Origin of the sequence: Cohnella sp., assembly GCF_041640265.1 — a bacterium.
Classification (GTDB): Bacteria; Bacillota; Bacilli; order Paenibacillales; family Paenibacillaceae; genus Cohnella.
The window spans coordinates 183,672-197,503 of record NZ_JBEQAP010000005.1 but is presented as its reverse complement, the minus strand read 5'-3'; the positions used below and the strand labels follow the sequence as shown (position 1 = coordinate 197,503).

The window sequence follows — 13,832 nt, the reverse complement described above, 5'->3', positions numbered from 1 at the left end:
TTGAACGTAGCATGGAAACACCATCCGTTCGGTATAAGTTTAGTTATATTATACCATATTAACGCGGTGTCGCATTAAATTAATTGGACATAATAAAAGCTGTCGAGACTTTCTCGACAGCCTGAGAGAAGCCTAATCGGCTTCTCTAGTTTTTTCCTGCGGCTTTGTTACTAGCTGCTCGCAGATCTAATCTATTGGTCGTCTCCAACTGCAGTACCTCTCCGGGCACGAATGATACAGAATGCTTAAACAACGGACCATTGTATACGAAGGTGTGGTACTCTCCGCCCTCTCCCATAGGACAAACCTGCTGCTCTCGCAATATATCCTCGTAAAAGACCGAATCAAGCTTCCTCCCTAGCCATTCCTTCGAAAGAACACGATCGCTTACGCGTATGATGACGGCTTCATAGCCGGAATCTACGAACTCCCTCAATGCTTCACGCGTCCCGTCAGGCTCCATCCACAGCGGATATGCCGCCTGTATACCTACCGCTTCCGCCACTCCGGTTCCCCACTCCCTGTGTTCCGCAAGAAATAGGTCCCCGAAGGCAATTGCTTCGAATGAGTACTTCGTTTGCAATTCGCGAAGTGTCCGAATAAAATCGCTCGTATACGTGTCAAAGGTGCAGGAAATGAATTCCACCGGCAAACTCAATGCCTCGGCTTGAGCCTCGATAAGCTCTATCCTCTCTCCGTGGCCAAACGTTCGTCCGATCTCCGCAGGCACTGTCGTTAGCAAACAAACGACCTCGAGGCCTTCTCGGATAAGCTTATCCAGAGTCATGCAGCTATCCTTGCCGCCGCTCCAGGACAGCGCCACTCTTGTTACTTTGGCACTCATAAATCTACCCCTTATATTTTCAGCCGCATGCGCGTCAGTCTGCGTATGATGAAAATGCCCAGGAAAACACCTGTAACTAATCCTATATAATACATTAGCAAGGTATTGTCGCTATTATTGAACATGCTGGACACAAATGAAGCGGATAGTAGTGTGAAGCACACAACGAAGCCAACCTCTACCACTCGTTCCCAAAAGTTGAAAATAAGCAGCTTCCCGTTATTTTCCGCGCGATTTCTTTCAAATGCCCTTATTCCGCCCCAAGCTGTCACTAGCAGTATAATACCTAGAACGATAACGTGTTTAAGGGATATCCAATCATATTGTAAACCCACATAGCTTGTTATATTGAAATAATCTTGAAATCTATAACTGTAACTATAATAATCGTTCCTATATGGAATATGGTGGACATTCATGAAGTCCCGTACTAATTCCCATATCCCTATAGGCAGAATAAACACCATGAACGAGATCACACCTTGAGAAGCCATACTGCCGCAAATGGCACCAAGAAACAACGCAAAACTGTACAAAGCCACACCGACTAACAAGGAATAGAGGACTTCGTTGATATGGAACATGAGACTGAAGTACGAGGACACCGGTGAACTTGCCATAACGACCATATCAATTCCCGTATTGATGACAAGCGATCCCGTAAGCAAACCAATGCCGACCAACCACTTGGTGATAAAAATTTGGCGGCGGGAATACGGCAACGAGAAGAGAAGCTCTTGTACTCCATTGCGCCGTTCCGCTGCCAGCTGGATAAGCGCTAATAAGAATAAAGCTATCACAAGCCACATTCTGCTGCTTGATTCCAGCCCCCCGTATTGATAGGCATCTAGCATGGAGTGAGTACCGGCAATCCGCATGTCGATCCAGTACTGCTCGCCCATGAACCAAGCATTAATTCGTTGCATGCCAAGCATCAAGAAATGGACGATCGGTAATACCCAGAACATGACCCGCGCTTGACGAATTTCCCTGATAGCTAATACTTTAACCCACATGATTCTTTCCTCCCAGCTTCCATACGAATAAGTCCTCTAGCTTCATTGGAAGCTGTTCCATTAAAAGAGGATTGAGCAGGGATAGCTCACTAAGCACCTTCGCATTGCTTTCTGAATCGATGAGAACCGTATAGACCCGACCCACATTCTCTAACACTTGTACGTTTGGAGAAGCTAACCATTCCTTCTGCGTATCCCCTTGGAACACAATCTGATACTTGACAATCGCTCCATTCACGCTTTCGGCCATTACATGCGTCTCGATTGCCCCGTCCTTCATGATCAGTATCGTATCCGCGATCCTCTCCAGCTCTCCGAGCAAGTGGGAGGAGATCACAAGTGTCCGCCCCTCTTCCGCAGCCTCAATCAACAGCGTCATAACCTGCTTCTTGGCGATGGCATCGATTCCGTTGGTTGGCTCGTCGAGCAGGATGAATTGCGCTTTGGTGGACAAGCCTAGCACCGTGCTGAACATCATCCGCATCCCTTTGGAGAACTGTCTGATCTTCCGGTTCAGCGGGAGCTCGAGCCGGAGCAATGTATTCTTGAAATAATCCATGTCAAAGGCCGGGTATATTTGGGCGTAGAATTTAGCGCTCTCAATAGGTGTATAGCCAAACAAAGCTTCCGGACTATCGGGAACAAAAATAACGTTTTTCTTAGTCTGCGGATGTTCATGAATGGATTTACCTTCGTACTCCACTGTTCCCGAGTCCGGAATAAGGACACCCGCCATCGTTTTGAACAATGTTGTTTTGCCTGCGCCGTTCCTTCCGACGACTCCAACCACTTGTCCTTGCTGGAGCATGAAATCGACGCCTTTCAGCACCTCCTGCTGGTCGATGGCTTTACTCAGACCTCTTACTGTCAACATCGGTTTCCCCCCAATATGTATCGACCTCTTCTTGTATCCATGATTTAAAGTGTTCCTTAGGTATTCCTAGATGACGAGCTTCTACGATCAATCGCTTCAGTTCTTCGCGGAGCTGCTCGCCCCTCTCGCGCTCCATTCCCGGAGACGAGGCTGGCTTGCATACGAATGTGCCCTTTCCACGGACTGTCGCAATTACGCCTTGCCGTTCCAGCTCCTGATAGGATTTCGCTACCGTATTCGGATTAATGAGCAGCGTGGCGGACATCTCGCGAACGGATGGAATCTTATCCCCCTCCCTCAGACCCCCTTTGACAATAAGCTCTTTCATTTGATTCACGATCTGTTCATAGATGGGCAACAGGCTCCGATCATTAATTTGTATCATGAGTCATCGGGTCGCTCCTCTCCGTCTTGGGTTTTAATTTCATGTGTACTATTCGGTATAGTACACATAGTACTCGATGGGAAAGAAAATGGCAAGAACAATTTTCAGAGCTCAGAGCCACTCCTTCTCGCTCCTTTAGGACGGTATCCCGTTCGCTCAGAGTATTTATGTGAGGTTGGCGGACACTTACACAAAAATAAAAGCACCCCGAAGGATGCTCAGCCAGCTGTTACGTGTTATTGAATCATTCCATGCAGATCGATGAGGAGTCTGACCGATGAGGTTATGCTTTCCCAACACTGCCGAATAACTGCATCTTGGAGACAACCGATCGTTTGACCGCATCCCGTGCAAGCTTCAGATAATTCCGAGGATCATACTCTTCTTCATGCTGTATCAAAAAGCTGCGGACTGCTGAGGAAAAAGCCATTTGATTGTCGGTGTTCACGTTAATTTTTGCCGTACCGCACGAGATGGCTCTGCGAATGTCCTCAGCTGTCATGTGGAATGTTACTCCTTTCCCACTGCCCCTACGGACGATCTGGTTATAAGCTCCGGAAGCATGATGACTTTCTGTGTCGTGACGTTTGGATCGTTGATTTTACCCAACAACAGATCAACAACCTGCCTGCTCATATCCTCCGTAGGTTGAGCTATCGTTGTGAGCGCCGGATATACAATAGATGCGTGGAGCGTATTGTCAAACCCGATAACCGACAGATCGCCGGGAACAGACAGACCACGCTCGCGGGCAGCTTGAATCACTAAAGTAGCCAACAAATCATTACATGTGAAGATGGCGGTCAGATCGGGCCGAGCTTCGAGAAGTTCCGCCGCAGCTGCTTTGGCGCTTTCCGGATTGGGAATCACCTGCACAACTAGTCCGGGATCATAAGAAACCCCGGCTTCTTCCAGCGCTGCTCGGTAGCCCCGAACACGTTCGTTACTGCTAACAAAGAGTTCATCTTCCGCCACGACCGCAATGCACCGATGTCCGGACTCCAGAAGGTGTGCCGCAGCCATTCTACCTCCGAGAAAATCGTCAACCCTAACCGCATCAACAGCTAATGTCGGGATATCTCTCGCGATCAAGACTACCGGCATCGATTTCAATAGACCCGTTATGGTTGCGGCATCAACATCCCCTGTCCCGATAATGACGCCGTCCACTCGCTTTTGTTTAAAGAACCGGATATTTCGCTGAGTCCGTTCGGGTTTGTTATCCGTACTGCAGATAATGACGCTAAAACCCATCTCATGTGCGCGATCCTCGATATTCCTGGCAATCTCCGCAAAGAACGGATTTGCAAGGTCGGGAATCAGCAGGCCCAGCGTAAAGGTTTGTTTGCCCGTTAGCGCAGATGCGACCATACTTGGCTCATATCCGAGTTCATGCATGATGCGAACGACTTTTGTCCGCGTTCTTGTGCTGATTCGTCCGTTACCGTTCATAACCTTGGATACGGTAGCAATGGAAACTTCAGCCCTCTGTGCAATATCATAGATTGTAGTGTTCATAGGTACCTCGTTGCCTGCCGCCACTTTATACCTCTTGAACGATTCTTGCTTCCGCTTCAGCCAAAGTAACGGGACGTTTCTCACGTAATGAAATACCCGCGGCGAAAGCGATAAGTTCAGCCTGATAGCCGTCATTCACGTCAACCGGTACCTGTGAATCGTTAAGGACAGCATCGATAAAACAATGCATCTCCTTGACGTAAGCTTCCTTGTACCGTTCCAGGAAGAAATAATGCGGAGTTTCCCGGCTGACGCCGTCTTTCGTGTAAAGCTCCGCAGTATTAGGGGTATCGTTCTGAATGGCGATGCTGCCAACGGAACCGAATGCCTCCACCCTTTGGTCGTAATAATGCGCCTGACGGCTATTGACAATGACCCCAAGAACCCCGTTCTTGAATTTTAAGGTAATAATCGCCGTGTCGATATCTCCGCATTCAGCGAATACCGGATCGACCTTAACGGCACCCTGAACATAAACCTCCTCGACATCGCTGCCTGTCAAGAAACGGGCAAGGTCGAAATCATGGATCGCCATATCGGCAAACAATCCGCCCGAGCTTCTAATATAAGCTTCCGGCGGAGCCGCAGGGTCGCGGGACGTGATCTTCAGAATATGCAGATCCCCTGCCTTGCCAGCTTTCAGCAGTTCGTTCACACGGCTCATATTATGATCGAACCTGCGGTTGAAGCCGAGTTGAAACTTAATCCCGGCTTGCTTCACCCATTGCAGCACCTGAGCCGTCTTGCTCAAATCCAGGCTGATCGGTTTTTCGCAGAAAATATGTTTGCCGGCGAGCGCGGCTTCTTTAATAATGCCGACATGCGTATCAGTTGGCGAACAGATCAGAATGGCATCGATTTCCGGATCGTTAAGGATATCCCTGTAATCTTCCGTTACTTTTTCAATCCCGTTCTGTGCAGCCCAATCCCCGACCTGTTCCGCAAAAATATCCGAAATCGCTCGGATCTCAACTTCCTTGAAATTCTTCAAATTTTCCGCATGAAGCTTACCGATTCTGCCTGCTCCAACGATTCCTACTCTCAACTTTTGCATGTATGGGTTCCTCTCATCCTGGATTTGTTTTTTATATATGGACGGTTTTAATACCGTGCAACTACCATCTTCTTGCGGGTATAGAATTCTACCCCATCCTTGCCGTTGGCGTGAAGATCTCCATAGAACGACTTCTTGTAGCCCGAAAATGGAAAGAAAGCCATGGGTGCGGGAACCCCTACATTGATACCCAGCATACCGGCATCGATGTTGTCTCTGAATTCGCGAACTGCGCTGCCGCGGGTTGTGTACAGGCAAGCGCCGTTGGCAAATTCGGAACGGTTGGTCATTTCAATCGCATCTTGCAGGCTGTCAGCACGGATCACCTGGAGAACCGGAGCGAAAATCTCGTCGTTTACAATCGCCATACCGGGCTTCGCATTGTCAAAAATCGTTGGCCCGATAAAATAACCTTCTCCCGAAGCTGCCGCGGCTGTCCGGCCGTCCAATACAAGACTCGCTCCTTCGGCTACGCCTTTCTCGATGTACCCGATTGTCCTTGCTTTGTGAGACTCGCGAATGACCGGTCCCAGAAAGGTTCCTTTTTCCATGCCGTTGCCTATGGTTAGCTCGCTGGCCGCCTTCACTAGTCGAGACACCAATTCATCCGCACTGTCACCAACTGCCACGACAACGGAAGCCGCCATACATCTCTCCCCTGCCGAGCCAAACGCAGCGTTCGTGATTTCTTTCACGGCAAGGTCCATATCCGCATCCGGCAAGACGATGGAATGGTTCTTCGCTCCGCCTAGCGCTTGTACTCGTTTTCCATGCGCCGCGGCTGTTTTATAGACATACTCCGCTACAGGCTGAGACCCTACGAACGAAATTGCCGCGATATCCTCGTGCTCCAGCAGTCCATTTACAACATCGTGCGCGCCATGAACGATATTCAGCACTCCATCCGGAAGACCCGCTTCCTTAAAGAGCCCGGCAAGACGATTCGCGAGAATCGGCGTTCGCTCGGAAGGTTTAAGGACAAATGTATTGCCGCAAGCAATAGCTAACGGATACATCCAACAAGGGACCATCATCGGGAAGTTGAACGGCGTAATGCCCCCAACTACACCGATCGGATAACGGTAGAATCCCGATTCAATTCCTGTAGCGATATCGGGCAAGACGCTTCCCATCATTAAAGTCGGTGCGCCTGCAGCGAATTCCACACACTCGATGCCGCGTAGAACCTCGCCATAGGCTTCACCATAACTTTTGCCGTTCTCCTGGGTAACTAGGCGTGCCAGCTCATCCCAATGATCGACTAGCAGCTGCTGGTACTTAAATAAGATGCGGGCGCGTTTCGGAACGGGGACTTTGCTCCATTCTTTGAATGCTTCCTTGGCTGATGCCACTGCCCGTGCTACGTCCTCTTTCGTAGAGATTGGTACATTAGCGAGCGCTTCTCCCGTTGCCGGATTAACAACCGTATCTTTCCGGTCCACAGACGCGTTCACCCATTGTCCGCCGATGAAATTTTGCAAATTCAGTTCGCTGATTGCCATGCTCTTAGCCACCCTTTCAAATTGAAATCAATGTTGTATATTAATAGCTGATATTTCCGAGCCGTTTGGCGATGAAGGTATGGATCTCTTCGGCGGTTGGCATCGCGTCCGAACAATTGTGCTTCGATACGACGATGGAAGCCGATGCGCTCCCGAACTGCTGGCATTGATTGATTGGCCAACCTTGCATCAGACCGTAAATGAAGGCGCCGGCAAATGAATCACCCGCCCCGAACGTCTTGATGACATTTTCCGCAGGGAATATGCCTGCCTTGAATGTTTCCCCGCTCTTCGCGAAGGCAGTGGAACCTTCTCCGCCGTTCTTTACAACGACAAGCTTCGCCCGATGATTAAACCATCTGCGCGCAGTAGCTTCGTCATCTTTCTGAATGGGTCCGGTCGTCGTCTCCAAGATATCAAATTCTTCACGACCGCCAATAATGATGTCGCTTTTCTCGGCTGCTAGATTGCAGTAAATCGACGCCTCTTCCTTCGACTTCCAAGTATAGTTGCGGAAATCAATGTCGTAGATGACAACAACACCGTGCTTTCGAGCGTAATGAATCGCTTGGAAAACGGCTTCCCGTGACGGGCTTTGTGCAAGCGCCGTACCCGAAATGAGCAGTGCTTTGCTGCTGCGGATATACTCTTCATCGATATCAGCCAGTTCCAGCCTCAAATCTGCCGTATTGTCTCGATACATTAGAATGCTGCAATCCGTCGGTGATTTGATTTCCGTGAAAGCCAAACCTGTCACGCTTCCGGACATGTCCGTTACGACATGGCTCGTGTCGATGCCATCGCGCTTGAAATAGTCGCGAATGAACCTGCCGAATTGATCATTCGCCACTCTGCCGATAAATCCGGCTTTTAGGCCCAGCCGCGCAATGGCAATGGTGATGTTGGCAGGGGATCCGCCGACATATTTGGTGAAAGTAAGCGTCTCCTCCATCGGCCGGTTGATTTCATTGGCGTTCAAGTCGATGCATGCCCGCCCCAAACCAATGAGATCAAACTTGCGCTCATTCGGGAATTCGATCGTAGACATTTTATATACCTCCCATGATTCAATATGCTTATTTCTTCGGCGGCATTAACCATTCATGGTCGGGGTCGTTGTGAAACTTCCAAACCCGATGAGGTCCTGCCATAACATTCAGGTAATAAACGTCGTAACCAGGCGGAGCGGACACCGGATGATATCCCTTCGGTACCAGAACGGCATCGCCATCCTTAACGATCATGGTTTCGTCCAAAGAGAGATCGTCCGTATAAACCCTCTGGATGGCGAATCCCTTGCCAGGATTCACTTTGTGGTAATAGGTTTCTTCCAGATAGGATTCGTTCGGCAGATCGTCCTGGTCATGCTTATGTGGCGGATAACTTGACCAATGACCGCCCGGCGTGAAAACCTCCACAACAAGCAGGCTGTCTGCAGGCTGCGACTCCGGCAGGATGTTGTGGATTTGCCGTTCAATGTTGCCGTATCCGCGCGTCTCGACCCCGACGTGTTCGGGAAAGATCAATCGGGCCGTATGTCCTCCTTGGCCTGGTGCGGTGCATACGGCTAGTTCCAAATCGGTAATCGCCGTCACTTCATAGAAATCGCCATTCGGGACATAGACGCTATAGGGCGGAATCTTCTCAAATACGGACATCCTCCGGCCGATCTCTTCTGTTCTAAGCTCTGAAGTCGCGACCTTGGCTCTGCCGGACAATAGAACAAGACACGCTTCCCGATCTTCGGTTTCTTTCTTCAAGCTTTGTCCCGCTTTGAGAACGAACACTTCAAAACCCACATATTTCCAGCCCGCCGATTCAGGCGTAATGGTGAGCAAGTTCCCTTGCTGATCTGCTTGTTTTCGGCCGGACACGATTAAATTGGACATAGACTCATTCGTCCTCCTTTTCCGTTCCTGAATCGGTCATATCCGTGATAATTCCGTCGATATAGCGCTTGGATAATTTCGCATACTCATAGGGATTAGCGACGGATGGATCCTGCTCGGCCTCAATGATCATCCATCCATCGTATTCTCTATCGTTAAGAGCCCGAAATATCGGTCCGAAATCGATGCATCCGTCCCCTGGTACTGTAAATACGCCAGCAATAACCGAAGCTTGGAAAGGGATTCCAGACTCCATGACCCTATCCAGGACAGACTGTCTTATGTCTTTCAAATGTACATAACCGACTCGGTCTCCGTGCTTTTGGATCAACTCTAGAGGATCATAGCCGCCGTAATAAGCATGACCCGTATCATATAGCAGGTGTACCAAGTCGGGATTAGTCGACGCCATCAGCCGATCAATCTCGTCAGGCTTTTCTACCACGGTACCGATATGATAATGGTAGACGAGCTTCATGCCGTTCTCTCGGCATATCTCTCCGGCCTGGTTCAGTCCCTCGACCATGTAACCCCATTCTTCCGGCGTTAAAGGAATGACGTTCTCTACAATTCCCTGCCGACGAGGGTCTCCGATAATAGAGCCCCCTAATTCACAAGTGACCACGTGCTCGGAACCCATCCGTTTAAGAAAATCGACATGCTGCCGATACGACTTCAATTCCTCATCGCGTCTCGCTGGATCGGAGAATAATACGCCCTTCCATTGAGAGGTTAACCGAATTCCCTTTTCCGCCAAAGCGGTCTTTAACACATCCGGATCTTTCGGAAATTTCCGGCAATTCTCCGTGGCGCTGAATCCGAGGGAAGAGAAATCCCCTAGTAAATCCTCAAATGTATAGTGGTCACCCAACGTCAGTACATCTTCATTCACCCAATTAATGGGTGAAATTCCTAGCTTCGTCTTATCCAGCTTCATGCTTGTGAACCTCTCTCTCCTTCGACAGTGCTGTTAGAATGGCTTGGCGATTTTGATTTTTTGCTCTGCATCCTGATACGACGCAGTTACCTTCTCACTTTCGGAAACTTCGGCCACGCCGACGCGCCACCATGATTCATAACCGTTAGTGCCCGTTCCCGGAAGCACCTTTATTTCGATCAATACCGACTGCGTTTCATTTTTGGCCGCGGCAAGCGCATCTTTAAGCTCCGAGATGGTGTGAACCTGAATCGATTTTACTCCCAGTCCTTTAGCAACCGTTGCAAAGTCAATCGGCAGGTAGCTGCCGGTGAGTCGATTCGTTTCGGGCGACCGGTAACGGAATTCGTTCCCGAAGCCATCGCTGCCATGGCCCTTCTGAAGGTTATGAATGCATTGATAGCCGTTATTATCCAATAAGATCACGTTAATTTTACGTCCTTCCTGCAGACTCGTCAGAAGCTCCGAATGCAGCATCAGGAAACTGCCGTCTCCCACGAGCGTATAAACTTCCCGGTGCGGGTCGGCAAGCTTAACGCCGAACGATCCGGAAACTTCATATCCCATGCAGGAGAAGCCATATTCCATGTGGTAAGTGTTCGGCTTCCGGCTTCTCCACAAGCGGTGCAGATCACCTGGCAGGCTTCCCGCCGCACATACGATAACGTCATCCTCACCTATGAAGGAATTGAGCGTTCCGATAACTTTTGTCTGGACAAGCCCGTCATCCCGGCTTAGTCCATACAGCCGATTGACTTCCGCGTCCCATTCCTGCTTAAGGCCCTTCAGATAAACGATATCGTGCGAGCCGTTATACTTTTCTGCTCCTAGCGTCTCGGTAAGAGAAGTCAATGCTTCCCTAGCATCCGCGACGACCATGTGAGCATTCATCTTCATAGCGTCGAAGCTGCTCACATTGATGTTTAGAAATTCCACTTCGGGATGCTGAAAAGCGCTTTTTGAAGCTGTTGGAAAATCGGCCAGACGAGTGCCGACACATATAATCAAATCCGCCTCTTTGGCCAGACGGTTGGCTGCGAGTGACCCAGTAGTCCCAATCGCTCCCATATTGAGCGGGTGATCCCAAGGCACTGCGCTTTTGCCTGCCTGCGTCTCTGTAAGCGGAATGCCAAACGCTTCCGCGAACGCGATCGTCTCTTTTGTGGCCATGGCGTAATGAACACCTCCGCCCACAATCATCAGAGGTTTGGATTTTCTCTTTAAAACCTCTACAGCTCTATCCAGCGCGCCTTTGGAAACCGGGCGCCGCTCGATGAAGTGGATGCGTTTGTCAAAGAAGGATAAAGGATAATCGTACGCTTCGCATTGCACATCCTGCGGCAGGCATAACGTCACGGCACCTGTATCCACGGGGTCAGTCAATACGCGCATCGCCTGAAGAGCGGCCGACATCAGTTGTTCAGGCCGTGAAATTCGGTCCCAATAACGACTGACCGGTTTGAACGCATCATTGGCAGAGATCGTGTAATCTGCTGGATCTTCTACTTGCTGCAATACCGGGTCCGGCTGTCTGCAGGCAAAAATATCTCCTGGTAAAAACAGCACCGGAATCCGATTCACTGTTGCTGTGCCGGCGGCAGTTACCATATTTAAAGCCCCCGGTCCGATGGAAGAAGTACAGGCGAAAATCTCCAGCCTGTTCTTTTGTTTCGCATAGGCCATTGCCGCATGAGCCATGCCTTGTTCGTTCTTCCCCTGAATAAATTGGAGTGAACCCCGGTCATTTTCCAAAGCTTCTCCTATTCCAGTCACGTTTCCGTGGCCGAAAATGCCCATAACGCCTCTGACAAATTTTCGTTCTACGCCATCCATGCTGATATATTGGTTATCCAGGAACTTCAGCAGGGCCTGCGACATTGTTAAACGGATCGCTTTCAATCACGTCATCTCCTTCTGGGTAAGCGCTTTTTCATTGGATAAAAAAATTAAGTGGGCTGTTTTTCCGGAAAATAATTTCTGACAATCCGTTCCGTCGTTTCTTTGCCTGTCCGGATGGTTCGGGCGGCGTCCCACTCCCAATATTCCGGACGGAACAGCTCTACCGACACCATCTCGCTGTATCCGATTTCTTTCAGCACGCGCAGAATCGCATCAAGATTAACCGCTCCCTGACCTGGCCATACTCGGTGGTGATCGCGCAACGCACCTGCCGGCAAATTTTCGCAATCGTCGATGTGGAATACGAATATTTTACCGGGGTCTGCCGCTTTCAGATCCTCCAGCCTGGAATTCATCGCATGGAAATGGAAGCAATCCAGTACGATCCCGACGTTCGATCGATCAGCCGCCTGTACAATCTCGTAAGCCTGGCCGAACGTGTTGACCGAACAGTTCGGATAACCGACAAATTCAAGCGCGAGACTAACGCCGTACGGCTGCGCTAATTCCGACAGCTCATGGAGCACGCGAACCGTTTCCGCTTTGATTTGTTCACGCGTATATTCGCCGATGTCGAAAGTGGGTACGACGATAATCTTTTTGCAGTCGATGGTATCTCCAACCTCACATAGGAAGGCCAAATCATCTTTAATTTGCTTGAACCCTGCCTCATCGCGGAAGTTGATATATTCAAGCGCGTTAAACGCGTATGGTTTGATACGGTTGTTGCTGAAGAAGCCTTTGAGATCTTGGACGGTATGATCTTGGAGATACTCTTTCAATTTGTCCAGCCGGATTTCGATATAGTCGTATCCGAATTGCTCGCAATACTCCAAGTCCGTACGCAGATTAGAATTGTTCAGCGTGGTTGCTTCGTTAAAAGCGATTTTCATAGTTATGCCTCCGGCTTTACGATCTTTTATTCTTTCTTGAATCAAGGAGGACGGCTGTCACGATAATCCCTCCCTTAAGAATCTGTTGATAATAAGATGATACACCAAGCAAATCCAGTCCATTATTTAATACGCCAATGATCAATGCGCCAATGATCGTGCCTGGAATGGTTCCGATACCGCCGTTCAGGCTAGTGCCGCCGATAACTGCCGCCGCGATCGCGTCAAGCTCATACATCACTCCCAGACTCGGCTGACCGGAGCCAATCCGGGCCGTCAGCATGATCCCCGCGATTGCCGTAAGTAATCCAGCGTAGGCGTAAATCATGATTCGATAACGGTCAACGTTAACGCCGGCGATTTTCGCCGCTTGTTCATTACCGCCAATCGCGTAGGTGTACTTACCGAATTTTGTTTTGCTGAGCAGCAAGTGCGAGATAATTCCTAGCAAGATGAATATGACGATCGGGAACGGAATGCCGAGAACGGTTCCTTTGCCCAGAAACAAAAACGATTCCGTAAAATTTGCGATCGGCCTCCCCCCGGAATACAGAAGCGCCAACCCGCGGGCCGCAGTCATCATGCCAAGCGTTGCAATAAAGGCCGGAATTTTACCTTTTGCCGTAATGAAGCCGTTAACGAATCCTGCAAAGGCACCGATGCAAAGCCCCGTGAGAATCGGAACGATGAGCGGATATTCGCCCGGATGAGCCACGCTAGCAACGACAACGGATACTAAAGCGATTACCGAGCCCGACGATAAATCAATGCCTGTGGTGATAATGATCATGGTTACGCCCATCGCAATAATGCCGATGAACGAGATTTGTCTGACGATATTGATCAAGTTTTGCTTTACTAGGAAGGAATCCGATAGAAAAGTCATCAGGATGACCATTCCGATCAGGACGAACAAAATGCCATATTTACTCATAATGTGTGAAATGGCAATCTTACGCTCGTGAGAGTTTTTAGAGGAAACTGCAATACTCTCGTTCTGGTTGATACTCATACTTGACCT

The 13,832-nt window shown here is 49.5% G+C and carries 14 protein-coding genes; all 14 read right to left on the bottom strand.

Going from position 1 to position 13,832, the window contains the following annotated elements; translation table 11 throughout:
* Nucleotides 1-145: 145 nt before the first annotated feature.
* Nucleotides 146-844 carry a Dph6-related ATP pyrophosphatase gene (locus ACESLK_RS06520; protein ID WP_372663685.1) on the bottom strand — a complete coding sequence of 233 codons (699 nt, stop codon included), beginning with the start codon at nucleotides 842-844 and terminating at the stop codon, nucleotides 146-148.
* 11 nt (nucleotides 845-855) lie between these two features.
* Entirely contained in the window at nucleotides 856-1,860 is a 1,005-nt protein-coding gene (locus tag ACESLK_RS06515) for an ABC transporter permease subunit (protein ID WP_372663683.1), read from the bottom strand.
* On the bottom strand, nucleotides 1,850-2,734 hold the full coding sequence (locus ACESLK_RS06510; protein ID WP_372663681.1) for an ATP-binding cassette domain-containing protein: 885 nt from the start codon (nucleotides 2,732-2,734) through the stop codon (nucleotides 1,850-1,852). The genes ACESLK_RS06515 and ACESLK_RS06510 overlap by 11 nt, the downstream gene beginning before the upstream one ends.
* Nucleotides 2,709-3,119, bottom strand: a complete 411-nt coding sequence (locus tag ACESLK_RS06505) for a GntR family transcriptional regulator (protein ID WP_372663679.1) — start codon at nucleotides 3,117-3,119, stop codon at nucleotides 2,709-2,711. Before ACESLK_RS06505 ends, ACESLK_RS06510 begins: the two co-directional genes overlap by 26 nt.
* A gap of 283 nt (nucleotides 3,120-3,402) precedes the next feature.
* Nucleotides 3,403-3,621 carry a class II fructose-bisphosphate aldolase gene (locus ACESLK_RS06500; protein WP_372663677.1) on the bottom strand — a complete coding sequence of 73 codons (219 nt, stop codon included), beginning with the start codon at nucleotides 3,619-3,621 and terminating at the stop codon, nucleotides 3,403-3,405.
* Nucleotides 3,622-3,629: 8 nt separating this feature from the next.
* Nucleotides 3,630-4,721, bottom strand: a complete 1,092-nt coding sequence (locus ACESLK_RS06495) for a LacI family DNA-binding transcriptional regulator (RefSeq protein WP_372663675.1) — start codon at nucleotides 4,719-4,721, stop codon at nucleotides 3,630-3,632.
* Nucleotides 4,663-5,691, bottom strand: a complete 1,029-nt coding sequence (gene iolG, locus ACESLK_RS06490; protein ID WP_372663673.1) for an inositol 2-dehydrogenase — start codon at nucleotides 5,689-5,691, stop codon at nucleotides 4,663-4,665. Before iolG ends, ACESLK_RS06495 begins: the two co-directional genes overlap by 59 nt.
* A gap of 47 nt (nucleotides 5,692-5,738) precedes the next feature.
* A complete protein-coding gene (locus ACESLK_RS06485) occupies nucleotides 5,739-7,193 on the bottom strand; it encodes a CoA-acylating methylmalonate-semialdehyde dehydrogenase (protein ID WP_372663671.1) in 1,455 nt (484 codons plus the stop codon).
* 40 nt (nucleotides 7,194-7,233) lie between these two features.
* Nucleotides 7,234-8,241 (bottom strand): 5-dehydro-2-deoxygluconokinase, encoded by a 1,008-nt coding sequence (gene iolC / locus ACESLK_RS06480; RefSeq protein ID WP_372663669.1) that lies wholly within the window; start codon nucleotides 8,239-8,241, stop codon nucleotides 7,234-7,236.
* 28 nt (nucleotides 8,242-8,269) lie between these two features.
* Nucleotides 8,270-9,082, bottom strand: coding sequence for a 5-deoxy-glucuronate isomerase (gene iolB, locus ACESLK_RS06475; RefSeq protein WP_372663667.1), 813 nt, complete (start codon nucleotides 9,080-9,082; stop codon nucleotides 8,270-8,272).
* Nucleotides 9,083-9,086: 4 nt separating this feature from the next.
* The gene (gene iolE / locus ACESLK_RS06470) at nucleotides 9,087-10,019 is read right to left on the bottom strand and encodes a myo-inosose-2 dehydratase (RefSeq protein WP_372663665.1); all 933 of its coding nucleotides are present in this window, start codon (nucleotides 10,017-10,019) and stop codon (nucleotides 9,087-9,089) included.
* Nucleotides 10,020-10,052: 33 nt separating this feature from the next.
* The gene (gene iolD / locus ACESLK_RS06465; protein WP_372663663.1) at nucleotides 10,053-11,918 is read right to left on the bottom strand and encodes a 3D-(3,5/4)-trihydroxycyclohexane-1,2-dione acylhydrolase (decyclizing); all 1,866 of its coding nucleotides are present in this window, start codon (nucleotides 11,916-11,918) and stop codon (nucleotides 10,053-10,055) included.
* Nucleotides 11,919-11,965: 47 nt separating this feature from the next.
* Nucleotides 11,966-12,811: a sugar phosphate isomerase/epimerase family protein gene (locus tag ACESLK_RS06460; protein WP_372663661.1), complete on the bottom strand. Its 846-nt coding sequence runs from the start codon at nucleotides 12,809-12,811 to the stop codon at nucleotides 11,966-11,968.
* A 16-nt stretch (nucleotides 12,812-12,827) separates the two neighbouring features.
* On the bottom strand, nucleotides 12,828-13,823 hold the full coding sequence (locus tag ACESLK_RS06455) for an ABC transporter permease (RefSeq protein ID WP_372663659.1): 996 nt from the start codon (nucleotides 13,821-13,823) through the stop codon (nucleotides 12,828-12,830).
* Nucleotides 13,824-13,832: the final 9 nt, after the last annotated feature.

Bases quoted from the DNA above. Each gene is read 5' to 3' on its own strand.
- ACESLK_RS06500 (WP_372663677.1), bottom strand. From the start codon at position 3,621: ATGACAGCTGAGGACATTCGCAGAGCCATCTCGTGCGGTACGGCAAAA.
- ACESLK_RS06510 (WP_372663681.1), bottom strand. From the start codon at position 2,734: ATGTTGACAGTAAGAGGTCTGAGTAAAGCCATCGACCAGCAGGAGGTG.
- ACESLK_RS06460 (WP_372663661.1), bottom strand. From the start codon at position 12,811: ATGAAAATCGCTTTTAACGAAGCAACCACGCTGAACAATTCTAATCTG.
- ACESLK_RS06515 (WP_372663683.1), bottom strand. From the start codon at position 1,860: ATGTGGGTTAAAGTATTAGCTATCAGGGAAATTCGTCAAGCGCGGGTC.
- ACESLK_RS06455 (WP_372663659.1), bottom strand. From the start codon at position 13,823: ATGAGTATCAACCAGAACGAGAGTATTGCAGTTTCCTCTAAAAACTCT.
- iolE (WP_372663665.1), bottom strand. From the start codon at position 10,019: ATGAAGCTGGATAAGACGAAGCTAGGAATTTCACCCATTAATTGGGTG.
- iolB (WP_372663667.1), bottom strand. From the start codon at position 9,082: ATGTCCAATTTAATCGTGTCCGGCCGAAAACAAGCAGATCAGCAAGGG.
- ACESLK_RS06505 (WP_372663679.1), bottom strand. From the start codon at position 3,119: ATGATACAAATTAATGATCGGAGCCTGTTGCCCATCTATGAACAGATC.
- iolG (WP_372663673.1), bottom strand. From the start codon at position 5,691: ATGCAAAAGTTGAGAGTAGGAATCGTTGGAGCAGGCAGAATCGGTAAG.
- ACESLK_RS06485 (WP_372663671.1), bottom strand. From the start codon at position 7,193: ATGGCAATCAGCGAACTGAATTTGCAAAATTTCATCGGCGGACAATGG.
- iolC (WP_372663669.1), bottom strand. From the start codon at position 8,241: ATGTCTACGATCGAATTCCCGAATGAGCGCAAGTTTGATCTCATTGGT.
- ACESLK_RS06520 (WP_372663685.1), bottom strand. From the start codon at position 844: ATGAGTGCCAAAGTAACAAGAGTGGCGCTGTCCTGGAGCGGCGGCAAG.